Raw genomic sequence first — 21,348 nt, forward strand, 5'->3', positions numbered from 1 at the left:
ACCCCTATTTTATTTCTTGTCATTTTTTAGAAGGTATTTCAATGGCTAATATGCTCGAACAACGTTTTGAACTTACTGCCCGCAACAGTTCTTTACGTCAGGAAGTAATTGCTGGGCTCACCACATTCTTAGCAATGGTCTATTCTGTGATCGTTGTCCCTGGAATGTTAAGTAATGCTGGCTTCTCTGCTGAATCCGTATTTATTGCAACCTGCTTAGTTACTGGTCTAGGATCAATCCTAATTGGTTTCTGGGCAAATGCACCAATGGCGATTGGTGTGGCAATTTCGTTAACTGCTTTTACTGCATTTAGTTTAGTGCTTGGTCAAAAAGTGAGTGTCCCTGTTGCTTTAGGTGCAGTTTTCCTAATGGGGGTTTTATTCAGTATCATCTCTGCCACTGGGATCCGAGCATGGATTTTACGCAATCTTCCTGCCAGCATCGCCCACGGCGCAGGTATCGGTATTGGTTTATTCTTACTTTTAATTGCTGCGAATGGTGTTGGTCTTGTTGTCGGTAATAATGCTGGGCTCCCAGTCAAACTTGGTGATTTCACTTCATTTCCAGTTATCATGTCATTACTTGGTTTAGCAGCGATTATTGGTCTTGAACGTTTAAAAGTAAAAGGCGGAATCTTATTCGTTATCATCGCAATTACTTTAATTGGTTTAATTTTTGATCCAAATGTCAAATTTGCGGGTCAAATTTTTAAACTGCCTTCTTTTGGAGAAACCTCTCATTTCTTACAACTTGATATTGTTGGTGCCTTACAACCAATGGTATTACCTGCTGTATTTGCTTTAGTCATGACAGCTGTATTTGATGCGACCGGAACAATCCGAGCCGTTGCAGGACAAGCGAATTTACTCGATAAAGATGGACAAATCATTAATGGGGGTAAAGCCTTAACTTCTGACTCAGTAAGTAGTATTTTTTCAGGTTTATTTGGTACTGCACCTGCAGCTGTCTATATTGAATCTGCTGCTGGTACTGCGGCAGGCGGAAAAACAGGAATTACTGCAATCGTTGTTGGTGCATTATTCTTATTAATGTTGTTCTTCCAACCACTTGCTGCATTAGTTCCTGGTTATGCGACAGCACCTGCATTAATGTACGTTGGATTATTAATGTTAAGCAATGTGACTAAATTAGATTTTGATGATTTTGTTGGTGCAATGAGCGGTTTAATCTGCGCAGTATTTATTGTTCTCACTGCAAATATTGTTACAGGTATTATGCTTGGTTTTGCTTCATTAGTGATTGGACGTATTGTCGCTGGCGAAGTGCGTAAACTCAATCTAGGCACAGTAATTATTGCGATTATTCTTGTTATCTTCTACGCAGGTCACTGGGCTATCTAATTTTACGCTAACGTGTATGAATTTATGCTTCATACACGTTTATTTTCTCTACAAAAACACGTTTTCAATGTGCGTTAATATTAATTTTATGTTATTTTGGATACGTGTTTTTTCTATTAATCAAAGGTTTTTTATTTATGGAAAAAGTGATTATCGATGAGAGTCAGTTTTTTCGTACGATTTCACGCATTTCTCATGAAATTATTGAGAAACATCAAACACTTGATGATTTAATTATTGTCGGAATTAAACGCCGTGGTGCAGAAATTGCCGAATTACTTCGTCAAAAAATAGCACAATTAACCAATATAACGCTGCCTTATATGGAGCTAGACATTACGCTTTATCGAGATGATCTTCAATATGCAGATCCTACTGAGCTTCCTGTTTATCATGGTGCATCTGAACAAATAAATATCCAAAATAAAAATGTCATTCTTGTTGATGATGTATTATTTACTGGAAGAACTATTCGAGCAGCATTAGATGCATTAATTGATTTCGGACGAGCAACACGCATTGAACTAGTCATCTTTGTTGATAGAGGACATCGTGAATTACCAATTCGAGCCGATTATGTAGGTAAAAACGTACCCACTTCTCGACAAGAACAAATTCAGGTAAAAACAATGAAATTTGATGGTTGTTATCAAGTGGATTTATTAAAACCTGAATGAAACCTTTTAAATTTTTAATACTCTAACCAAATCGTGATATTAAATGGCAAAAATAGGACAATATGGTATGAAAAATAAATGGATCAAATTGCTTCTTTTAGCAGGTTGTTTATCAGTTGCAGCAACCAGTTTCGCAGTAGAAAAAGTGGTTGCTACGGTTAATGGTACCCCAATCCTCAACAGCCAAGTAAGCAAAGCTTTAGGAAAAAGAGCCAATACCCCTGCAAATCGTGCAGCCGCATTAGATGATATTATTGATGATATGTTAGTACAAAAAGCGATTGCTGATGCTAAAATTTCTGTATCTCAACAACAAATTCAACAAATTATGCATCAAATTGCCGATCAAAACGGTTTAACCTACGGACAATTCTTAGATGCATTGGATTATCAAGGTATTGGTGAAGCAAAATTCCGTCAACAAATTGCTCATCAAATTATTATGGGGCAAGTCCGTAATAAAGCGATTAGTGAAAGTATCTCGGTATCACGTGAACAAGTTGAGCAACTTGCAAAACAGATGTATAACGATGCAAAACAAAAAGGTACGTTAAAAACTGTTACTGCTCCAGAATATTTAGTCAGTCATATCCTAATCAAAACTAACCCATTGCTAAATGATACTCAAGCAAAACAACAACTAACCTCATTACGCGCAGATATTCTTGCTGGTAAAACCTCCTTTGCTGATGCAGCAAAAACCTATTCTAAAGATTATCTCTCAGGTGCTAATAGCGGTAGCTTAGGTTGGAACTTCCCTGAAGTGTATGAACCACAATTCCAAGTTATGATTAAAAACACAAAAAAAGGGGCTATCTCTCAACCATTTAAAACAAAATATGGCTGGCATATTTTGCAAGTGGTCGATACCCGTAAGGGAGATAGAACCAAAGACAGCTATATGCAAAAGGCTTATCAACAAGTCGTTAATCAACAAGCGATGGAAGCCTCAAAAGACTGGGTAAAAACTTTACGCCGTTCAGCTGATATTAAGATTTTGCAAAAATAATCTTTGTAGCATAAACTGCACTAATTACAGACCGCACATCATGTGCGGTCATTTTTTCCATAATCGATAAATAGTAATAGACGAAATAGCACTATGAATTCAAAAACACATCTTGGGCATACAGCTCGTAAACGTTTTGGGCAAAACTTCTTACATGATAATTACATTATTCAAAGTATTGTGGCTGCGATTAATCCACAAAAAGATGATTTTTTAATTGAGATTGGTCCAGGACTTGGCGCCTTAACTGAACCTGTTGCAGAACAAGTTGATCATCTTACCGTTATTGAACTGGATAGAGATCTTGCTGAAAGATTACGTCACCATCCTTTCTTACATCAAAAATTGACGGTAATTGAACAAGATGTGATGCGTTTTGATTTCCAACAACTAGCACAAGAAACACAACAACCTTTACGCGTGTTTGGCAATTTGCCTTATAACATTTCTACACCGCTTATGTTTCATCTTTTCCAATATCATAATGTCATTCAAGATATGCACTTTATGTTACAAAAAGAGGTCGTAAACCGTTTATGTGCCGGCGTTAATAGTAAAGCTTATGGTAAGCTGACAATTATGGCGCAATATTTTTGCCAAGTCATTCCTGTATTAGAAGTACCACCAACAGCATTTAAACCAGCGCCTAAAGTAGATTCTGCTGTGGTACGTTTAGTACCGCATAAAACACTGCCACACCCTGTAAAAGATCTCTATTGGCTAAATCGTGTCTGTACTCAAGCTTTTAATCAACGCCGTAAAACAATACGTAATTCATTAATGGATCTGTTTACCCCAGAACAATTAACCACCCTTAATATTAATCTGACAGATCGTGCGGAAAATCTCTCTATTGCGGATTATGCACGTTTAGCTAACTGGTTAGCCGATAATCCACCACAAACTTCTTCCGATAACTTAGAGGATCTTGAGGCATAATATGGAATATATCACGCTCTTGGTAGGCATTGTTTTTATTCTATGGGGAGCCGATCGTTTTACCGATGGGGCGATAGCCCTTGCTCGCCGTTTTCAGATTAATGAATTAGTGATTGGACTAACAATCGTTGCTTTTGGTACTTCTCTACCTGAATTTATTACTAGTTTTTGGGGAGCATTAAAAGGCAATTCGGGCGTTTCCGTCGGGAATATTATTGGTAGTAATCTGTTTAACACCCTAGTGATTGTGGGAGCAAGTGCAATTGCTACACCGATTGCTATAAAAGCCAGTTCGATTAAAAAAGAGATCCCATTTTCTTTACTCGCGGCAATTGCTTTTATTCTGTTATGTTTTGACAAATTTTTAAATGCTCAAAATACAGATTATATTTCACGTGCCGATGGTTTAATTTTATTACTGTTTTTTATCATTTTCTTAAGCTACACCTTTTCTTCTGCTAAACAACAGGATTTAGAAGCGGATAATGAACCAACCACTTTGTTGCCATTAAGTAAAGTCGCTTTTTATCTTATTATTGGTTTAGCTGTTTTGATTTGGGGTGGTGATCTATTTGTTTCCGGTGCCATTCAAATTGCACAAAATTTTGGTATCAGTGAAGCCGTAATTGGTTTAACTATTGTCGCTGCGGGAACATCTTTACCAGAATTAGCGACTTCTGTTTTTGCCGCAAAAAAAGGTAGCTCAGATTTAGCCATTGGTAATGTAGTTGGTAGCAATATCTTCAACATCTTTTTCGTTATGGGCGCTTGCTCTGCCCTGTTCCCACTTTCAGTCGGCGATATCTCTTATCTTGATTTTGCTATGCTCATTATCAGTACGATTTTACTCTGGCTATTTGCGGCTACAGGCAAAAAAATTACACGCTCGGAAGGGACTATTCTGCTAGCCAGTTATGGTATCTATTTAGCTTATTTATTAACAACGCTTTAAGGAGATAACGTGGCAACGTATATTGTTGGTGATCTACAAGGTTGTTTTGACGAATTACAATTATTACTAGAGAAGGTGTCTTTTGATCCTAAAATTGATACCCTTTATTTAGTTGGCGATCTAGTAGCTCGTGGTGATAAATCATTAGAATGTTTACGTTTCGTCAAATCGCTTGGCTCTGCTGCACAAACAGTGCTTGGTAACCATGATCTCCACTTACTCGCTACTGCATATGGCATCAAAAAAGTAAAAGCAAAAGATCGAGTTGATGCTTTATTTAGTGCTCCTGATTTTGCTGACTTAATTGAGTGGCTACGACATCAACCATTATTAATTGATCACTCACAACAGCAAGGCTTTGTAGTCGTCCATGCAGGAATTAGCCCTGAATGGGATTTAGATACCGCTAAACAATGTGCCCAGGAAGTTGAGCTGGTTTTACAATGTGGTGATTATCAGAAATTATTAACTGAAATGTATAGTGATCAACCAGATCGCTGGTCTGAACAACTCACTGGTATCGAGCGTTTACGTTATAGCATCAATGTATTCACCCGAATGCGTTTCTGTTTTCTTGATAAACGTTTAGAGTTTGCTTGTAAATTACCTCCTCTAGAAGCACCATCAGAATTAAAACCTTGGTTTGAGCTACCTAATTCGCTCTCTCAACCGACAAATATTTTATTTGGTCATTGGGCTAGCCTAATTGATTATCCAACACCAAATATGATTTATGCGCTAGATACGGGATGTGTTTGGGGAAATCGTATGACAATGCTGCGTTGGGAAGATAAACAACTGTTCACGCAAGCTGCTGTGAAAACTTATATTAGCTAATACTCTTCTTAATAGATAAAACAAAAGCCGCTATTAAAGCGGCTTATTTATTGTTCAAAAAACGTTTCTTATTTTACAGCGTCTTTTAATGCTTTACCTGAAACGAATGCTGGTACTTTAGTTGCTGGGATTTTAATTTCTTTACCAGTTTGTGGGTTACGGCCAGTACGTGCTTGACGTTGGTTAACTTTGAATGTACCGAAACCAATTAATTGTACTGGATCACCTGCTTTAAGGCTTGCTGTAATTGCATCTAAAGTTGCTTCTAATGCAGCTTTAGCATCCTTTTTGCTTAACTTAGTGTTTTGTGCAATTACATCAACTAATTCAGTCTTGTTCATAAATAATTACCCTCTATAAATTTACTATGGTTATAAATTGAATAGATTATCTCTGTTTCAATTTCTTTATCGAAAGCCGAGATAGTTTTAATTGGTGAATATCCATTCTTCCACCCCAGCTCAAGCCTTGTCACGAGCCATCAGATTAATCTAACTTTCATCAGATGAAAAGTAATTTATGCTTAAAATTAGAAAAAAGTCACATTAATTGTTAATTTCCACCCCAATATTGCTGATTTTTGTGGCACGGATCTCATTTTTTAACCCGTTAATCACCTCAATGTCCCGCTTTTCTAATTCGTTTAGGGTACGATAAATCGCCCATTGCACATCTAATTCATCACTAATTAGTGGATTATCTTTTAACTCTTTTTCACTAAATTCACGATTCTCTTCTGTTTCTAATAATGCTACAACTGTTTGTAAAGAAAGCACACTCACTTTTACAGCTTGTTCTAACGATTCACCTGCAATAATAGTATGCAATAAATCCGATAATGCTTCACACGCATCTACCGCTGGTACAATGCCAAAAAAGTCATAATCATTAATATCTGGAATCACAGCTTCTAACTTCTCTAATTGATGCTCAAAATTAATATTCGCATCTTTAACAGTTAGATATTCCCACACTAAGTTTAGAATATTGTGATAAATTTTCGCCTGTTGAGGTTGCTCCGTAATTTGGCAAAACATCGCAAAATTTGGATACATACGCTCACAAAGACAAGCCATAAATACAATCTGTTGCCAGCTTTCTAAATTAGCTAAACGCTTTTGAATTGGATTTCTCATTTCTCTTAATCCTTAAACTGTTTTATAAGGCTGAGAATAACGATGAATCGCATCTACAAACACTTTTGGGCTTTCTACTGGTACATCTTGATGAATACCATGCCCCAAATTAAACACATGACCAAAGCCATTACCATACCCTGCCAGAATCGTTTTCACTTCTTGTTCAATGCGTTCTGGTGCAGCATATAATACACTTGGATCCATATTCCCTTGCAATGCAACCTTATCCCCTACACGTGCTTTAGCTTTTGCAATATCGATAGTCCAATCTAAACCAATCGCATCACATCCTGTTGCCGCGATCGCTTCTAACCACAAGCCACCACCTTTCGTAAATAAAGTAACTGGCACTTTACGCCCGTCTGCCTCACGAATTAATCCAGCAACAATCTTTTCCATATAACGTAATGAAAAATCTCGGTATTCTAAATGTCCTAATACACCGCCCCAAGTATCAAATACCATTACAGCTTGTGCACCTGCTTTAATTTGTGCATTCAAATATAAAATAACACTATCTGCCAACTTATCTAATAAACGGTGTAATAGTTGTGGTTCACAATAAAGCATTTTCTTAATCTTGGTAAATGCTTTGCTGGATCCACCTTCCACCATATAGGTTGCTAAGGTCCAAGGGCTACCAGAGAAGCCAATTAAAGGCACTTCACCTTTTAACTCGCGACGAATTGTTCTTACTGCGTTCATCACATAGCCTAACTCATCTTCTGGATCTGGAATCGGTAACTGCTCAACATCCGCCAGTGATTGGATAGTTTTAGCAAATTTTGGTCCTTCCCCAGCCCCAAAACTTAACCCTAATCCCATTGCATCTGGAATTGTTAAAATATCAGAAAACAAAATAGCTGCATCTAATGCATAACGACGTAATGGCTGTAATGTCACTTCACAAGCTAACTCTGCATTACGGCATAGTGACATAAAATCACCCGCTTCTGCACGAGTCGCTTTATACTCTGGCAGATAACGTCCAGCTTGACGCATCATCCAAACGGGTGTCATATCCACAGGCTGGCGTAATAATGCACGTAAATAGCGATCATTTTTTAATTCGGTCATAAACTTTTAATCCTCTGCACAGAGTGCTAATGTTGTTTTAATTAATTTGCGCGCAATTGTTCCTTCGGGCGGTAATTGCGGTAACGGTTTATCATAACGGAACCATTTTGCATCATGAATTTCACTATCTTGTAGGTGAATATCGCCACTCTCATAATCAGCTAAAAAACCAACCATCAAAGAATTAGGAAATGCCCAAGGCTGACTAGCAAAATAACGAACATTTTTTACTTTAATACCTACCTCTTCAAAAATTTCACGATGTACAGTTTGTTCCAAACTTTCTCCCGCTTCTACAAACCCTGCTAACGTTGTATAGATACCACCAATATGGCGTTGATGATTGGCTAATAAAATTTCTTTTCCTCGTCTAACTGCAACAATAATCGACGGACAAATTACTGGGTAATGACGATAGCCACATTTTGGACATTCCACTGCAAATTCATCTGTTGGTAAATAATTACGTTCACCACATTTACTGCAAAAACGGTGTGTTGTAAAAAAATAATTTAGCGCCACACCTCGATTTAATAGATTGAACTCGTCTTCACTACGATAAAGTTGATCCCGTAAAGAGGTATATGAATGTTGCTGATCATTTGGGATTTCTGCAATTAACCATAATGGTTGCTGCCTAAATTCACCAATCACACAGCCCTGTAATCCAACAACACCACATTGTTCAGCAGTACCAAAAGGTAATTCTCCATCTTGTAAATAAAGTGCTGATCCTTGAGTTAATAACCAATATCCTTGATCTGTTATTTGAATAGTCTGCATCATCGTTTTTTCCTCATTTTAATTATTAACGTGCGACTTTCTAAAAAGTTCTTTTCCCAGCAGCTATTATAGCTGAATTTCCTGTATTTCTTGGCTTTTTCCTTAATCTTCTAACGGATTTAATGCATTAATTACCCGAATCTCTTCAAATAGCGATAATTCGGACATATAGATCGGACGTAATTGTAATTGCTGATGATCTAAAAGATATTGGCGTTGTGTTCCTGCAAGTAATGGTGTATCCGGTGTGAACCATTCTCCCTGTCGTAAAAAAGCTAAATTACCAATACTACAATCAGTCACTTTATCTTGTTGAATAATCAAAATCTCATCTGCTGTTTGCCGCTGTTGATATAACAAGTTGAGTTGCTGACGATCACAATACTTAAATTGATAATTTAGATTTTCAGCCATAATAGGCTGGAAAGAACGAAACTGGCGCCGTTGATAAGGATAAAACTGAATCTGAATTTGGTTTTTGCCGTAATCCACTCGACAGCGTACTAGCCCTTGCTGAAATTCAGGTGGAATAGCAATCATACTTGCTAAATCAACCAATCCATTCTCATCCTGTGGATAAAGTGCTTCCATCGTCCGCTGATAACGTGCTTGATGGTATGCCAAACGCTGAATTTTCCCGTCCTGGATCGCTAATGTTTCAAAACATCGAAACATACTTTACCTCTTATTTATCGGAATATAGACTTTTGCCAATAATTCCTCATATTCACTAGTAACTTCACTATACCGAGTAATGCCACCTCCACTGCGAAATTGTAAGCCGTCTTCTGTCTGTTCGATATAACGAATAATCACCGCACTTTCTAAATTTTCACCATCAAAATAACCAAATATACCAGTATAAAACCCACGAGGCTGTTGTTCCGCTTGTTGAATGATTGAAATAGTTTTCTCTTTCGGAGCTCCACTAATAGAACCAGCAGGCAGCAATGTTTTCAATAATGAGATGGGATCTTCACGCCAGTTTTCATCGAGATCACCACAAATTTCTGAACTTGTTTGCCAGATTGCACCACGTGCTGTCTGAATTAATTCGGCATAACGAAAGCGAGAAACTTCAATATTTGTTGCGACCATTGCAAGATCATTCCTAAGCAAATCTACAATGGTATTGTGTTCCCAAAGCTCTTTTTTACAAGACAAAAGCTGTTCTCTAGCATTAGGCATATCTGCTTTAATCGTTCCTTTCATTGGATAGGTATAAATTTTATTGTTGTTGATCCTGATAAAACATTCTGGAGAAAAACACACAAAGCGATCTTGGAAATATAATTTATATGGTGCTTCACTCAGCATAAAAATATCACGCAAACTATAATTAGTTTCAATCTTTGTCGGATAAGTCAAATTTAATAAATAACTATTTCCACGCTGAATCTGCTCCTGTACCAAATTAAACCCTTGCTGGTAATCACTGAATGCCATTGGTTTAGCTGTTAAAGAAAGTGGTTTTACTGGTGTAATAAATGATGAAGGAATGTTATTAATCCCTAAAATATTAAAATAAATTCCTTGTTCTGCTGCTTCGGCAAATGGGATAACTCGTGGCTGTTGCTGTTCAAAATCAATTAAAAAGAAAAAAGGTTCAGTCATAACATTACAATAAAAATGGTGCGCAACACTGTTTAAATTTTTTGCCTGATTCACATAAACAAGGTTGTTTCATAGTTAATTTTGGCAGCACTGTTGGATCAAGAAAATACCAACGATCATGGCTATACACAAAGGCGGATAATTCATGATGGGCCATAGTTGTGCCATTTTGTTGATAATAGGCTTTAAATTCAACTAAAGCGTGATTCTTATCTGCTTCAGGAACAAATTTTATTACTTCTAGCCCACACCATTCTGTACTTAATGACCATTGTCGCAGTGCTTTAGCATTTAATAATGGCTGTTGAGCAGGCACAGTAGTTGTAATGATATAATCAATTTCTGCTAATACAAATGCTGCATAACGTGAACGCATTAATTGTTCTGCATTTTGTGCAAACTTTGTTTGTTGGTGTAATGGCTGACAACAGTCTGTATAGTTTAAACCTGATTGGCATGGACACTGCATAACTTCTGACCTATAAAAAATAATTGCGTAGAATACGAAAAATTCCAGCAAAGAGAAAGAGTTATCTAAAGTTTATAGACGTTTTATTTTTCTATTTGTATGGTAGGCAAATGGTTGTCATTGATTTTGACAACATTAGAAAAACAAAACCTCAGCCAACTGACTGAGGTTTTTATGTATCTAGAATAATTAGAAATTATTCTGCAACAATAATTACGTTTAATGACGCAAACACTTCGCCATGGAATTGGAAACGTACTTCGTGTTCACCAAGGGTACGTAATGGGCCAGTAGGAAGACGCACTTCGCTCTTCGCAACTTCAACACCTTTTGCAGTGATCGCATCAGCGATATCACGTGTACCAATAGAACCGAATAAACGTCCTTCATCACCTGCTTTAGAAGCGATAGTTACTGAACCTAATGCTTGAAGTTTTTCAGCACGGTCAAGTGCAGCTGCTAATGCTTTCGCTGCTTTTTCTTCTAATTCAGCACGACGAGTTTCGAAATACTCGATGTTTGCTTTAGTTGCCATAACCGCTTTTCCTTGTGGGATTAAGAAGTTACGTGCATAACCAGATTTTACATTTACTTGATCACCTACATTACCAAGGTGAACAACTTTATCTAAAAGAATGACTTGCATTACCGTATCCTCTCTTGTTAATTACTGATGATTGTCAGTGTACGGTAACAACGCTAAGTAACGTGCACGTTTGATTGCACGAGCTAATTGGCGTTGGTACTTCGCACGAGTACCGGTAATACGGCTAGGGACAATTTTGCCGCTCTCTGTAATGTAGTTCTTTAATGTAGCAATATCTTTATAATCGATTTCTACTACATTTTCCGCTGTGAAACGGCAGAACTTACGACGACGGAAATAACGTGCCATGTGGCTATTCTCCTAATCTATAAATTCGATTTGCTCGGCATGTAACACTAATTGGTCAATACCCTGATTAGTTTTATGTGAATGGATAAATCCTGAAACACAAACTTTACTGCCGACCGTAATGCCTTGAGTTTTACTTGTTAATTGATGACCGCTAAGTTGAATAGGGATTTTGCACCATGCTTGCCTAGTTAATCCAGCTTCTTGCTGTTGTGAACGATGTTCTAACCAAAATTGGCAATGCGCTATTCCACTTGGGCTTTGATGTCGTTTTGGCTGTGAAACTACAGTTCCGATTAGCGAAAAACGATTATCAATCCTCAAATTACTCTTCAGCATCCTCAAAATCGTTGTTATCAACATCAGCTAAAGCTTTACGATCATCTTTTGCTTTAACCATTGGGGACGCTTCGGTTACGGCGTGCTTAGTACGAATAATTACGTTACGAAGAATTGCATCGTTGTAACGGAAAGTTGTTTCAAGCTCGTCGATGACTTCTTGCGGTGCTTCTACATTCATTAACACATAGTGTGCTTTATGTAGTTTATTAATTGGGTAAGCCAATTGACGGCGGCCCCAATCTTCTAAGCGATGAATTTGACCACCAGCTTCTTTTACAGAACCTGTGTAGCGTTCAATCATGCCAGGTACTTGTTCACTTTGATCTGGGTGAACCATAAACACGATTTCGTAGTGACGCATTACTGCTCCTTACGGGTTAATCAGCCTCCGACTATAGACCAGTCGCCAATCTGCGGAAGCAAGGAACGAAAAAACGGAACGACTGTGAGGCGCAGATTTTACTCAAATCTGCTCAAAAAGCAAGTTAAAAAACTATTTTAGCTGTAAAAGTTGCCACATTTTTTCTGCCACTTGATCCACACTAATCTGTGCCATCAAATCCTTGCCGTACACTTTAGTTCCCCACGGTAATTCCTGCCACTTTTTACCATATTGCTTTTGTGCATTTTCTGCATAGACGGAAACAACATTTTCAACATCATAATAAGGGCCAGTACGTTGTGGATTATGATACGCATATAGTCCCAACACACGAGTTCCTTGCATTGTTGCCATATGTGCTGGTCCTGAATCTGGCGTAATTACAAGATCGACTTCTCCCAGTAAGGCAACTAATTGTTGCAAGCTTGTTTTACCAGCCAAATTCAAAATAGGGAGTGGGCAACGTTGGCAAATTTGTTCTGCCACCGCCATTTCATGTTGAGTTGGTGCACCAGAAATAATCACCTGTACATTTCTTTCGGCGGCCAAACGTGCAATTTCTACATAACGTTCTAGTAACCAATCCTTCTCTTTTTTACTTGAACAAGGTGAAATTAATACTGTTTTACGGGTTGAATCGACAAATTGGCGAACATACTGAAGGTCTTGTTCACTGATTGGAAAATGCCAGCGAGGTGGCTGAATCGGTACACCAATATATTCAGCAAAACTTAAAAATCCATCTAATACGTGATAGCCTTTAGCTTCTCCCACTTTTTTATTGGTAAATAACCACTGCCCCTCTTTCGCTCTTTGTTTATTAAAACCAATTCGATACGTTGCTCGAATACCTAATGAAAGAATCGAGGCTCGAATAGCAACTTGCATATCTAATAACGCATCGAATTTATAAGGGCGTAATTTTTTCCATAAAGCGAATACCCCCTTCCACCCCTGTTTTTTATCAAAAACAATAAATTCAATTCCCGGGATATTTTGCAATAATTGCGCTTCTACCTTACCAATAATCCAAGTAATTTTTGTATTTGGATAAAATGCTTGTATCTGTTGAACTGCCGCTAACGCATTACACACATCCCCAATAGCGGATAATCGTAAAATACATAATGATTGTGGTGGTTGAGAAAATAGAGTCATTATCTTTGCTCACAATATGCTAAAATTGTTGCCTATTTTAATCAAAAACTGGTTTGTTCGCAGTACATTGAGTATAAAAATGAGTCAAATCCACTATTTATTCCACCCCAACTTAGCACAACAAAATCTAGAAAATTATTTTGACCCTGCTTATTGGAAACGACAAAACAAAATTTTAGGTTCCGCAACAGGGCGCGGAGTGACTTGGTTTATCGCTACTGAGCAGCAAGTAAAGTGTAATTCAGCGTTACGCCATTACTATCGTGGTGGCTTATTCGGTAAGCTTATCAAAGATCACTTTTTGTTTACTGGCTTAAATCAATGTCGCAGTATCAAAGAGTTTCAGCTATTGCAACAACTAAAACAAAAAGGATTACCTGTTCCTACACCTATTGCTGCGAGAGTAAAACGTACATTACTCTGTTACCAAGCAGATATTTTGATTGAATTAATTGAAAATGGTCGCGATCTTATTGCGATCTTGCAAGAAAAAATCTTATCTGATGACATTTGGCGACAAATCGGCAAGTTAATTCGCCAATTACATGACCAGCAGGTATTTCATAGCGATCTTAATGCTCACAACATTCTGCTACAATCGCTAGATAATCAGCAATATAAGTTATGGTTACTTGATTTTGATAAATGTGATTTTCGTCAAGGAGATGAATGGAAAGCCGCCAATTTACAACGGCTTTATCGATCATTTCAAAAAGAGATACATCGTTATCAAATTCAGTTTACACCACAAAATTGGCAAACTTTACTGCAAGGCTATCATTCACATTGAGCAATATATTGAAAAACACGCTCTGGTACTAATTTACCAATATCCCCACCATGCAGTAAGATTTCTCTCACCATAGTTGAAGAAACATAAGACCATTTTTCTGATGGTGGGAAAAATAGACTCTCTACTCCATTAGTTAGCAGACGATTTAGATGAGCTAATTGTAGTTCATAGTCAAAATCACTTGATGTTCTTGCACCACGAATAATCCCTTGCACATTTTTCTCTAAAATAAGGTGAGCCAATAACCCATCAAAAGCAATAATCTCAACATTTGGTAATTCCACCGTTGCTGCTTTTACCATTTCCAATCGCTGTTGCAAAGAGAACATCGGCTTTTTACTTGGGCTAGCCGCAACCGCTACAATTAATTTAGGAAATAACTTCGCCGCACGACAAATAATATCAAGATGTCCATTTGTAATTGGATCAAACGTTCCAGGATAAATCATTGTAATCATGATGTTTTTACTCACTCAAATAAGGTTTTAATAAAGCTAAAGTTTGCTGTAAAGCACCACGGTTTTGTTGTAAAAAAGAAAATCCTTTTTCTCCATACTGTTTTACGGCTTCAGGATCAGTTAGTAGTAATGATAATGCTAAAGCTAAACTTGTCACCGAACTTTCCACAATCATCACGGCTTGGATTAAGGTTAATTGTTGATAAATTTGTTTAAAATTAAAGGTATATTGACCAGAGATAACAGGAATTTTAAACAACAAAGGCTCTAATGGGTTATGCCCACCTCGCTCAATAAGGCTACCACCCACAAAAGCAATATCGGCTAAAGCATAGAGTTTCAACAACTCTCCCATTGTATCTCCTAGCATAACTTGCGTATCTGCAGAAATTATCCCACCCTCGCTACGTTTTTGATAACTTAATCCTGAATTTTGTACTAAGGCTTCTACTTCCGCAAATCGCGCTGAATGGCGAGGAACTAAAATTAATAATAAATCAGGATAAGTTGCCAGCAGTTGTTGGTGTACCTCTAAGATCAATTTCTCTTCGCCTGCGTGTGTACTCCCTGCAATCCAAACAGGACGATCATTAAACATCTGTTGCTTTTGCTGACGATAAGTCGCAATCACCTCATCCGATAAATTTAAATCAAACTTTAAATTACCTGTACAGCTAACTTTTTCTGCTGGTACGCCTAAATCTCGATAACGCATAGCACTTAATTCATCTTGTGCTGCAACGGCAGTAAATCCTTGCCATACATTGGTTAGTGCAGCCTGAAAATAACGATAATGTTTTGCTGATTTTGCTGATAATCGCGCATTGATTAATAAGGTAGGAATTTGTGTTATACGTAATTGATGTAATAAATTAAACCACAATTCAGTTTCTACAATAATAAATGCTTTTGGCTGTAACTGTTGTAAAAACCGCTTCATCAACAAAGGCAAATCAAACGGCAGATAACAATGTTGCACTTGTTCACCAAATAACAATTTAACTTGGTCAGAACCACCTGGTGTGAATGTAGTAATGGTTAATCTTGTGTTGGGATATTGTGCCAATATCTGTCGAATCAGTGGTGCGATCAATAACACTTCACCCACAGAAGCCGCATGAATCACAATACTGTTTTTCTGCAATGGAACTTTAAATAGAGCAAAACGTTCTACCCACCGTAGCCGATACCCTTTTTCCTTACGGCTTTTAACCAAAAACAATAGTAAGATAAATGGTAATAATAGAAAGAATAATAGTGTATAAATTAAACGTAGCATCTTTATCCATCATTAATGATTATAAGCCTGAATCTTATCATCTTTTTACTGAATATGTTAAACTGAACGCATTATTCTAAAGATTCAACATTCTCAAGGAAAGAACTATGTCATCACCACGTCTTGCTGTAGCACTAATTGTTAAAAATGAAGCAGAAAATCTAATTTCTTGTTTAGAAAGCATTAAAGATTGGGTTGATGAAATTGTTATTGTTGATTCAGGCAGTACCGATTCAACTTTAAATATAGCTCATCAATATACTAATAAAGTTTTTTCTCATCCACATTGGCAAGGTTTTGGAAAACAAAGACAAATTGCACAAAGCTATATTGAAAGTGAATATGTATTATGGTTAGACGCAGACGAGATCATTACTCCTGAATTAAAACAAAGTATCCTTTCTGCCATACAACAAAATAAACCTAATACAATCTACCAAATTGGTAGGCTTAGTGAAGTTTTTGGCAGAGAAATTCGTCACTCTGGTTGGTATCCTGACTTTGTTACTAGACTTTATCGCACTCAAGATACTCAATATAATGATTCCCTTGTTCATGAAAAAGTTATCCAACCAAAAGGCTTTACTTTAGAAAAATTAAATGGTGATTTATTACACTATACTTATAAAGATCTTCATCATTATTTAGTTAAATCAGCGAACTATGCAAAAGCATGGGCTGACCAAAAAGAGACTCAAGGTAAAACATCTTCTCTTGCTAAAGGTCTATCTCATGCTTTAGGCTGCTTTATCAAAATGTATCTACTTAAAGCTGGATTTCTAGATGGTAAACAAGGATTTTTATTAGCAATCTTATCATCACACTCTACTTTTATTAAATATGCTGATTTGTGGATTAGAAAACAAAATCATTAAAGATTCAATGACTTAATAAACGGTATAGCTCTTTCTATCACTACTGTAATATCTATTTGTGACATTTGTGTTTCTTCTGGATTTTTATGATCTGCACTAATTAATAACTGCTTAGTTGTTTCATTGATTGGTTGCCAACGCAATGCACAAGCCGATCGTTTACTAGGATAAAACCCGATAACAGGTTTATTTAATGAAGCTGCCAGATGTAAAGGTCCTGTCGAACCAGCAATAAATAAATCACAACACGCAATAGACTTTGCAAAATCCACTAATCCATCATTTTTATCGTATATGATTACTCTCTCATCATTAATAAAACGCTGTAATTTTAATGCATTTTCACATTCACCTTTACCAGCAGTTAATATAATTTGATAATCAAAATAACTCATTAATGCCTTAGCTAATCGAGCATACTGCTGTAATGTTAAATTTTTTGCTGATCCTCCAGTACCTGAGTGAATAAAACACCACTTTCTCTCTGTTGATAATTTAAGTTGTTGAATAAGTTTAGTACGTTGCAATTTAAGGATATCATTTTCAAATTGAAAGTAAGGTAATTTTGGCTCAATAGCTTCAATATTATTTGTTTTTAGAAAATATCTTACAAGATCCAAATTATAAACAAACTCCGGTTTTTCTGATTTAGAACGTCGTTGGGATAGCCGATAGTTATATAAGAATTGAATAATTTTTGTTGCAGGCGCTAACCGATAAGGTATTTTTGCTCTCCATAACAAAGTAGCATTATACCGATCTGAGAAAAAAGCAATTACACTATCAAAATGTTGTTGCCGTATTTTTGATAACATTTTTTTCTTTTCAGCTTTAGAACTATTTTTTCCTACATCAATAATCACATTATCAATGTAAGGGCATGCTTGAGCTAACTCCGAAGTATATTCAGGAACAAGTGCCGTAATTCTGGATAATGGTAATGAGCGTTTTAACATAGCAAACGCAGGCCATGCTAATAAAAAGTCTCCTAACTTATCATTTCTAACAACTAAAATATTCTGATTCTTCACTTTAGTCTCCTTTTAATGTTCATAAAAATACCCTAAATAATCTCTTATTTAGGGTATTTCATTATCCACTAATACTTAATTATTAGTCCTTCACACGTGATACATATTCACCAGAACGGGTATCAACTCGGATTACTTCACCAATTTGTACGAAAAGTGGTACACGAACAACTGCACCAGTGCTTAATGTAGCTGGTTTACCACCAGTTCCCGCAGTATCCCCTTTTAAACCTGGATCAGTATCAACAACTTCTAACTCTACGAAGTTTGGTGGAGTTACACTGATCGGTGAACCATTCCATAAAGTAACGATACATTCTGCTTGATCTAACAACCATTTATCATTATCACCAACTGCTTTTGCATCCGCTGCAAGTTGTTCAAATGTTTCGTTATTCATAAAATGCCAGAACTCTTCATCTTTGTATAAGAAAGTTAAGTTAGTATCAACAACATCAGCTGCTTCAACAGTAGTACCTGATTTGAAGTTTACATCTAATACTTTGCCAGAAATAAGTTTACGAATACGAGTACGGGTAAATGCTTGACCTTTACCTGGTTTCACAAATTCATTTTCAACAATTACACAAGGCTCACCGTCTTGCATAAATTTAAGACCTGGTTTGAAATCACTGGTAGAATAACTTGCCATAATATCCTCATTAATGAAAAAATAGCGTCCTTTATTTTAAATACAAAGGCTCACGTTTTTAAAAGTACTTATGATAACTCAAAACCACCTGATTAGAGAAGTATCAAGTTGGACAGATTATCTCGTGACTGCAATTTCTGATCCAATTAAATTACTCAAATTATTAGAGCTTCCTATTGAAAACTATCAGCAAGACTTAGCCGCACGCCGCTTATTTGCTATGCGTGTTCCATCACCTTTTATTGCAAAAATGCGCAAAGGGGATGCTAATGACCCACTTTTTTTACAAGTTATGACGAATCAATCAGAGTTTTTAGCAACGCCTGGATTTGTCAAAGATCCTCTACAAGAACAAGATAATCCTGTTCCTAATTTATTACATAAATATCACAATCGAGTCTTACTAATGGTTAAAGGTGGCTGTGCTATTAATTGTCGTTACTGTTTTCGTCGTCATTTCCCTTATGCAGACAACCCTGGCAATAAAGCTAATTGGCAACAAGCATTAACGTATATTGCTCAACATCCAGAAATAGAAGAAGTGATTTTTTCTGGTGGTGATCCTTTAATGGCAAAAGATCATGAGCTTGATTGGCTGATAACTGAATTAGAAAAAATCACCCACCTTAAAACGCTACGCATTCATACCCGCTTACCGGTGGTAATTCCACAACGAATCACGGATGATTTAGTGCAACGATTGACCCGTTTATCACTTAATAAAGTCATGGTGTTACATATTAATCATGCGAATGAAATTGATCCTTTATTATCAAGTTATCTGAATAAACTCAAACAAGCGGGTATTGTATTACTAAATCAATCTGTTTTATTAAAAGGGATTAATGATCGTGCAGAAATTTTAAAAGCATTAAATGATAAGCTGTTTGCTAATGGTGTACTACCTTATTATTTACACCTTTTAGATAAAGTAGAAGGTGCTAGCCATTTTTGGATCGATGATCAACAAGCTCTTGCCATCTATCGTAAACTAATCATCCTTTCTTCTGGCTATCTTGTGCCTAAATTAGCCCGAGAAATTGCAGGAGAACCGAGTAAAACTTGGTACAGTTAAAATTTTCTACCATAAATCAAGATTAGGCTTAGTAATACAACTTTTTTTCCTTTAAAATAGCAAATCTAACTAAGCCTAGTGAGTAACAAAACTTCTCACACAGCATTAAGAATTCTCAATATAAGGCTATCATCCATAGCCCTTATACTATTAGCAAAAATCTTTATCCTATGTATTTAATAGTTTGAGGTATATCGTGAGTAATATCGACAAGGAACAGCAACCTGATCAAGTAGATAATAAGCAGAGTGAATTAAACTTTGATTTTGATGAGTTTGAACCTATTACCCCCAAAAAAGCGACAAAGCTCCCTGAAGCAGAATCTTCATTTTTAGATAAATTAAAAGGATTACTACCGAAAAAAGTAGCAAAACAAGAGACTGCACAACCATCCTTTGAACCAGCTCAAGAAAATAATCAAGCTCAATACAATGAATTTGACGCTGAGCCTGTTGCCGTAACTAAAGCGAGTGCAATTAAAAACTTACCAACACGTTATCGCCGTTTAGCCATTAGTTTAGTTGTTCTATTGGTTATTATCGGTTTATTTATTTGGTTAAAACCAAATAGTCAACCAGTCGATAACCTACAATCACAAGATAATAATTTACCAATTGAATTCCAACCAATTGATCCAAATGCAGCAGAAGCAAATACACCGCCGCAACCAAATGCGACACCAGAAGGAGCTACTGCACCAACAACTGAAACCGCAACTACTACAAATGATGCTGCTGCGACAGCAAATACTTTAACCCAAGATGCAGCAGTAAATCCAACAGCTCAACCTGCGCCAGTCGATAATACGCCAATCACTACTGATGCGCCTACTGCTGCGAACGTTGCTGGATCTGATAGTTCAAGTGTTACACCGGCAGCACTAGCTGAAAAACCAGCTCAACCTGCACTTTCTCAAGAACAAATTAATCAAATTGAGAAAAAAGCTTACCAAGAAGAACAAGCACGTCTTATCGCTCAAGCTAAAGCGCGTGCTGAACAACGTGCTCGCGAAGAATTTAGAGCAAAACAACAGCAAGAAAGTCGTAAAGCACAAGCCTTATTAAATGGCAAAGAAGTTCCTGTTGTTGAAGCTAAACCTGTACCAAGAACAGCGCCAAAAGCGACAACTTCATCTACCGCCTCTACCTCCAGTGGGCAAAGCAAGATGTTAACTGTCCCAGCTGGTACTTCATTAATGCAGGTATTCCGTGATAACAAATTAAATATTGCTGATGTTAATGCAATGACTAAAGCAAATGGTGCAGGTAATGCATTAAGCAGCTTTAAACCTGGCGATAAAGTAGCCGTCAAAGTAAATAATGATGGTCGCGTTTCTGAACTACAATTACCAAATGGTTCAAAATTTATTCGCCAAAGCAATGGTACCTATATCTATAAAAAATAATCTGATAAAAAGCCTATTGCCAAATGGCAATAGGCTTGTCATATTTCTTCATCTTATAAAAAAGTCGGTGTAGTAGACAAAATGGTTGCTGATTTTTAAAAAACTACACCAAGTGGACAAAGTGGTTGCTAATAATTATTTTCTAA

Annotated in this window: 26 protein-coding genes; 10 read left to right on the forward strand and 16 right to left on the reverse strand. The window is 36.8% G+C overall.

Annotated elements, in window-relative coordinates; translation table 11 throughout:
• Positions 1 to 41 precede the first annotated feature (41 nt).
• The 6 genes from QV06_RS05885 (at position 42) to apaH (ending at position 5,775) form a co-directional block, all read left to right on the forward strand.
• The gene (locus tag QV06_RS05885; RefSeq protein ID WP_065237330.1) at positions 42 to 1,361 is read left to right on the forward strand and encodes an NCS2 family permease; all 1,320 of its coding nucleotides are present in this window, start codon (positions 42 to 44) and stop codon (positions 1,359 to 1,361) included.
• A 137-nt stretch (positions 1,362 to 1,498) separates the two neighbouring features.
• Complete coding sequence (gene pyrR, locus QV06_RS05890) at positions 1,499 to 2,038, forward strand: bifunctional pyr operon transcriptional regulator/uracil phosphoribosyltransferase PyrR (RefSeq protein WP_065234365.1); 540 nt, start codon at positions 1,499 to 1,501, stop codon at positions 2,036 to 2,038.
• 67 nt (positions 2,039 to 2,105) lie between these two features.
• Positions 2,106 to 3,047 carry a peptidylprolyl isomerase gene (locus QV06_RS05895; protein ID WP_065237331.1) on the forward strand — a complete coding sequence of 314 codons (942 nt, stop codon included), beginning with the start codon at positions 2,106 to 2,108 and terminating at the stop codon, positions 3,045 to 3,047.
• Between the two features lie 93 nt (positions 3,048 to 3,140).
• The gene (rsmA, locus tag QV06_RS05900) at positions 3,141 to 3,986 is read left to right on the forward strand and encodes a 16S rRNA (adenine(1518)-N(6)/adenine(1519)-N(6))-dimethyltransferase RsmA (protein WP_065237332.1); all 846 of its coding nucleotides are present in this window, start codon (positions 3,141 to 3,143) and stop codon (positions 3,984 to 3,986) included.
• Between the two features lies 1 nt (position 3,987).
• On the forward strand, positions 3,988 to 4,938 hold the full coding sequence (locus QV06_RS05905; RefSeq protein WP_065237333.1) for a calcium/sodium antiporter: 951 nt from the start codon (positions 3,988 to 3,990) through the stop codon (positions 4,936 to 4,938).
• Between the two features lie 9 nt (positions 4,939 to 4,947).
• The gene (apaH, locus tag QV06_RS05910; protein ID WP_065237334.1) at positions 4,948 to 5,775 is read left to right on the forward strand and encodes a bis(5'-nucleosyl)-tetraphosphatase (symmetrical) ApaH; all 828 of its coding nucleotides are present in this window, start codon (positions 4,948 to 4,950) and stop codon (positions 5,773 to 5,775) included.
• Between the two features lie 68 nt (positions 5,776 to 5,843).
• Here apaH and QV06_RS05915 read toward each other — a convergent pair whose 3' ends face one another.
• The 12 genes from QV06_RS05915 to QV06_RS05970 form a co-directional block, all read right to left on the reverse strand.
• Complete coding sequence (locus QV06_RS05915; RefSeq protein WP_065237335.1) at positions 5,844 to 6,116, reverse strand: HU family DNA-binding protein; 273 nt, start codon at positions 6,114 to 6,116, stop codon at positions 5,844 to 5,846.
• Positions 6,117 to 6,320: 204 nt separating this feature from the next.
• Positions 6,321 to 6,911, reverse strand: coding sequence for a YjaG family protein (locus tag QV06_RS05920; RefSeq protein ID WP_065237336.1), 591 nt, complete (start codon positions 6,909 to 6,911; stop codon positions 6,321 to 6,323).
• A 12-nt stretch (positions 6,912 to 6,923) separates the two neighbouring features.
• Positions 6,924 to 7,991: a uroporphyrinogen decarboxylase gene (gene hemE, locus QV06_RS05925; RefSeq protein ID WP_065234358.1), complete on the reverse strand. Its 1,068-nt coding sequence runs from the start codon at positions 7,989 to 7,991 to the stop codon at positions 6,924 to 6,926.
• A 6-nt stretch (positions 7,992 to 7,997) separates the two neighbouring features.
• A complete protein-coding gene (gene nudC / locus QV06_RS05930; protein ID WP_209435883.1) occupies positions 7,998 to 8,774 on the reverse strand; it encodes an NAD(+) diphosphatase in 777 nt (258 codons plus the stop codon).
• A gap of 102 nt (positions 8,775 to 8,876) precedes the next feature.
• A complete protein-coding gene (locus tag QV06_RS05935; protein WP_065237338.1) occupies positions 8,877 to 9,449 on the reverse strand; it encodes an aminotransferase class IV family protein in 573 nt (190 codons plus the stop codon).
• Positions 9,450 to 9,452: 3 nt separating this feature from the next.
• A complete protein-coding gene (locus tag QV06_RS05940) occupies positions 9,453 to 10,388 on the reverse strand; it encodes an aminodeoxychorismate synthase component I (RefSeq protein ID WP_082985050.1) in 936 nt (311 codons plus the stop codon).
• 4 nt (positions 10,389 to 10,392) lie between these two features.
• The gene (locus QV06_RS05945) at positions 10,393 to 10,857 is read right to left on the reverse strand and encodes a YchJ family protein (RefSeq protein WP_065237340.1); all 465 of its coding nucleotides are present in this window, start codon (positions 10,855 to 10,857) and stop codon (positions 10,393 to 10,395) included.
• A 196-nt stretch (positions 10,858 to 11,053) separates the two neighbouring features.
• Positions 11,054 to 11,503 carry a 50S ribosomal protein L9 gene (gene rplI / locus QV06_RS05950; RefSeq protein WP_065234353.1) on the reverse strand — a complete coding sequence of 150 codons (450 nt, stop codon included), beginning with the start codon at positions 11,501 to 11,503 and terminating at the stop codon, positions 11,054 to 11,056.
• A gap of 21 nt (positions 11,504 to 11,524) precedes the next feature.
• The gene (rpsR, locus tag QV06_RS05955) at positions 11,525 to 11,752 is read right to left on the reverse strand and encodes a 30S ribosomal protein S18 (RefSeq protein ID WP_005759927.1); all 228 of its coding nucleotides are present in this window, start codon (positions 11,750 to 11,752) and stop codon (positions 11,525 to 11,527) included.
• A 12-nt stretch (positions 11,753 to 11,764) separates the two neighbouring features.
• Complete coding sequence (gene priB / locus QV06_RS05960; protein WP_065234352.1) at positions 11,765 to 12,091, reverse strand: primosomal replication protein N; 327 nt, start codon at positions 12,089 to 12,091, stop codon at positions 11,765 to 11,767.
• Positions 12,078 to 12,455 carry a 30S ribosomal protein S6 gene (rpsF, locus tag QV06_RS05965; RefSeq protein WP_065234351.1) on the reverse strand — a complete coding sequence of 126 codons (378 nt, stop codon included), beginning with the start codon at positions 12,453 to 12,455 and terminating at the stop codon, positions 12,078 to 12,080. The genes priB and rpsF overlap by 14 nt, the downstream gene beginning before the upstream one ends.
• A gap of 132 nt (positions 12,456 to 12,587) precedes the next feature.
• Positions 12,588 to 13,634, reverse strand: coding sequence for a glycosyltransferase family 9 protein (locus QV06_RS05970; protein WP_065237341.1), 1,047 nt, complete (start codon positions 13,632 to 13,634; stop codon positions 12,588 to 12,590).
• Between the two features lie 16 nt (positions 13,635 to 13,650).
• Here QV06_RS05970 and QV06_RS05975 point away from each other — a divergent pair, with 16 nt between their 5' ends.
• Positions 13,651 to 14,424 carry a 3-deoxy-D-manno-octulosonic acid kinase gene (locus QV06_RS05975; RefSeq protein ID WP_065237342.1) on the forward strand — a complete coding sequence of 258 codons (774 nt, stop codon included), beginning with the start codon at positions 13,651 to 13,653 and terminating at the stop codon, positions 14,422 to 14,424.
• Here QV06_RS05975 and coaD read toward each other — a convergent pair.
• Both coaD and waaA read right to left on the reverse strand, forming a co-directional pair.
• Complete coding sequence (gene coaD, locus QV06_RS05980; protein ID WP_065234348.1) at positions 14,412 to 14,885, reverse strand: pantetheine-phosphate adenylyltransferase; 474 nt, start codon at positions 14,883 to 14,885, stop codon at positions 14,412 to 14,414. The two genes, QV06_RS05975 and coaD, sit on opposite strands and share 13 nt — an antisense overlap.
• A 7-nt stretch (positions 14,886 to 14,892) precedes the next feature.
• Complete coding sequence (gene waaA, locus QV06_RS05985) at positions 14,893 to 16,164, reverse strand: lipid IV(A) 3-deoxy-D-manno-octulosonic acid transferase (protein ID WP_065237343.1); 1,272 nt, start codon at positions 16,162 to 16,164, stop codon at positions 14,893 to 14,895.
• Between the two features lie 107 nt (positions 16,165 to 16,271).
• Here waaA and QV06_RS05990 point away from each other — a divergent pair, with 107 nt between their 5' ends.
• On the forward strand, positions 16,272 to 17,039 hold the full coding sequence (locus QV06_RS05990; RefSeq protein ID WP_065237344.1) for a glycosyltransferase family 2 protein: 768 nt from the start codon (positions 16,272 to 16,274) through the stop codon (positions 17,037 to 17,039).
• Here the strand turns inward: QV06_RS05990 and QV06_RS05995 are convergent.
• Entirely contained in the window at positions 17,036 to 18,070 is a 1,035-nt protein-coding gene (locus QV06_RS05995) for a glycosyltransferase family 9 protein (protein ID WP_065237345.1), read from the reverse strand. The genes QV06_RS05990 and QV06_RS05995 overlap by 4 nt on opposite strands.
• A gap of 82 nt (positions 18,071 to 18,152) precedes the next feature.
• On the reverse strand, positions 18,153 to 18,722 hold the full coding sequence (gene efp / locus QV06_RS06000; protein ID WP_065234346.1) for an elongation factor P: 570 nt from the start codon (positions 18,720 to 18,722) through the stop codon (positions 18,153 to 18,155).
• Between the two features lie 70 nt (positions 18,723 to 18,792).
• On the opposite strand from efp, the gene epmB reads away from it, so the two are divergent.
• Both epmB and QV06_RS06010 read left to right on the forward strand, forming a co-directional pair.
• Positions 18,793 to 19,797: an EF-P beta-lysylation protein EpmB gene (epmB, locus tag QV06_RS06005; RefSeq protein WP_065237346.1), complete on the forward strand. Its 1,005-nt coding sequence runs from the start codon at positions 18,793 to 18,795 to the stop codon at positions 19,795 to 19,797.
• 196 nt (positions 19,798 to 19,993) lie between these two features.
• Complete coding sequence (locus QV06_RS06010; RefSeq protein ID WP_065237347.1) at positions 19,994 to 21,202, forward strand: LysM-like peptidoglycan-binding domain-containing protein; 1,209 nt, start codon at positions 19,994 to 19,996, stop codon at positions 21,200 to 21,202.
• The last annotated feature ends 146 nt before the right edge of the window (positions 21,203 to 21,348 follow it).

Origin of the sequence: Gallibacterium genomosp. 3 (assembly GCF_001678475.1) — a bacterium.
Classification (GTDB): domain Bacteria; phylum Pseudomonadota; class Gammaproteobacteria; order Enterobacterales; family Pasteurellaceae; genus Gallibacterium; species Gallibacterium faecale.

Excerpts from the sequence above, each read along its gene's own strand:
- nudC (WP_209435883.1), bottom strand. The coding sequence starts at position 8,774 with ATGCAGACTATTCAAATAACAGATCAAGGATATTGGTTATTAACTCAA.
- QV06_RS05945 (WP_065237340.1), bottom strand. The coding sequence starts at position 10,857 with ATGCAGTGTCCATGCCAATCAGGTTTAAACTATACAGACTGTTGTCAG.
- epmB (WP_065237346.1), top strand. The coding sequence starts at position 18,793 with ATGATAACTCAAAACCACCTGATTAGAGAAGTATCAAGTTGGACAGAT.
- QV06_RS05915 (WP_065237335.1), bottom strand. The coding sequence starts at position 6,116 with ATGAACAAGACTGAATTAGTTGATGTAATTGCACAAAACACTAAGTTA.
- hemE (WP_065234358.1), bottom strand. The coding sequence starts at position 7,991 with ATGACCGAATTAAAAAATGATCGCTATTTACGTGCATTATTACGCCAG.
- rsmA (WP_065237332.1), top strand. The coding sequence starts at position 3,141 with ATGAATTCAAAAACACATCTTGGGCATACAGCTCGTAAACGTTTTGGG.
- QV06_RS05975 (WP_065237342.1), top strand. The coding sequence starts at position 13,651 with ATGCTAAAATTGTTGCCTATTTTAATCAAAAACTGGTTTGTTCGCAGT.
- waaA (WP_065237343.1), bottom strand. The coding sequence starts at position 16,164 with ATGCTACGTTTAATTTATACACTATTATTCTTTCTATTATTACCATTT.
- efp (WP_065234346.1), bottom strand. The coding sequence starts at position 18,722 with ATGGCAAGTTATTCTACCAGTGATTTCAAACCAGGTCTTAAATTTATG.
- coaD (WP_065234348.1), bottom strand. The coding sequence starts at position 14,885 with ATGATTACAATGATTTATCCTGGAACGTTTGATCCAATTACAAATGGA.
- rplI (WP_065234353.1), bottom strand. The coding sequence starts at position 11,503 with ATGCAAGTCATTCTTTTAGATAAAGTTGTTCACCTTGGTAATGTAGGT.
- rpsR (WP_005759927.1), bottom strand. The coding sequence starts at position 11,752 with ATGGCACGTTATTTCCGTCGTCGTAAGTTCTGCCGTTTCACAGCGGAA.
- QV06_RS05920 (WP_065237336.1), bottom strand. The coding sequence starts at position 6,911 with ATGAGAAATCCAATTCAAAAGCGTTTAGCTAATTTAGAAAGCTGGCAA.
- pyrR (WP_065234365.1), top strand. The coding sequence starts at position 1,499 with ATGGAAAAAGTGATTATCGATGAGAGTCAGTTTTTTCGTACGATTTCA.
- rpsF (WP_065234351.1), bottom strand. The coding sequence starts at position 12,455 with ATGCGTCACTACGAAATCGTGTTTATGGTTCACCCAGATCAAAGTGAA.
- QV06_RS05970 (WP_065237341.1), bottom strand. The coding sequence starts at position 13,634 with ATGACTCTATTTTCTCAACCACCACAATCATTATGTATTTTACGATTA.
- QV06_RS05905 (WP_065237333.1), top strand. The coding sequence starts at position 3,988 with ATGGAATATATCACGCTCTTGGTAGGCATTGTTTTTATTCTATGGGGA.
- QV06_RS05885 (WP_065237330.1), top strand. The coding sequence starts at position 42 with ATGGCTAATATGCTCGAACAACGTTTTGAACTTACTGCCCGCAACAGT.
- QV06_RS05895 (WP_065237331.1), top strand. The coding sequence starts at position 2,106 with ATGAAAAATAAATGGATCAAATTGCTTCTTTTAGCAGGTTGTTTATCA.
- QV06_RS05990 (WP_065237344.1), top strand. The coding sequence starts at position 16,272 with ATGTCATCACCACGTCTTGCTGTAGCACTAATTGTTAAAAATGAAGCA.
- priB (WP_065234352.1), bottom strand. The coding sequence starts at position 12,091 with ATGCTGAAGAGTAATTTGAGGATTGATAATCGTTTTTCGCTAATCGGA.
- QV06_RS05935 (WP_065237338.1), bottom strand. The coding sequence starts at position 9,449 with ATGTTTCGATGTTTTGAAACATTAGCGATCCAGGACGGGAAAATTCAG.
- QV06_RS05940 (WP_082985050.1), bottom strand. The coding sequence starts at position 10,388 with ATGACTGAACCTTTTTTCTTTTTAATTGATTTTGAACAGCAACAGCCA.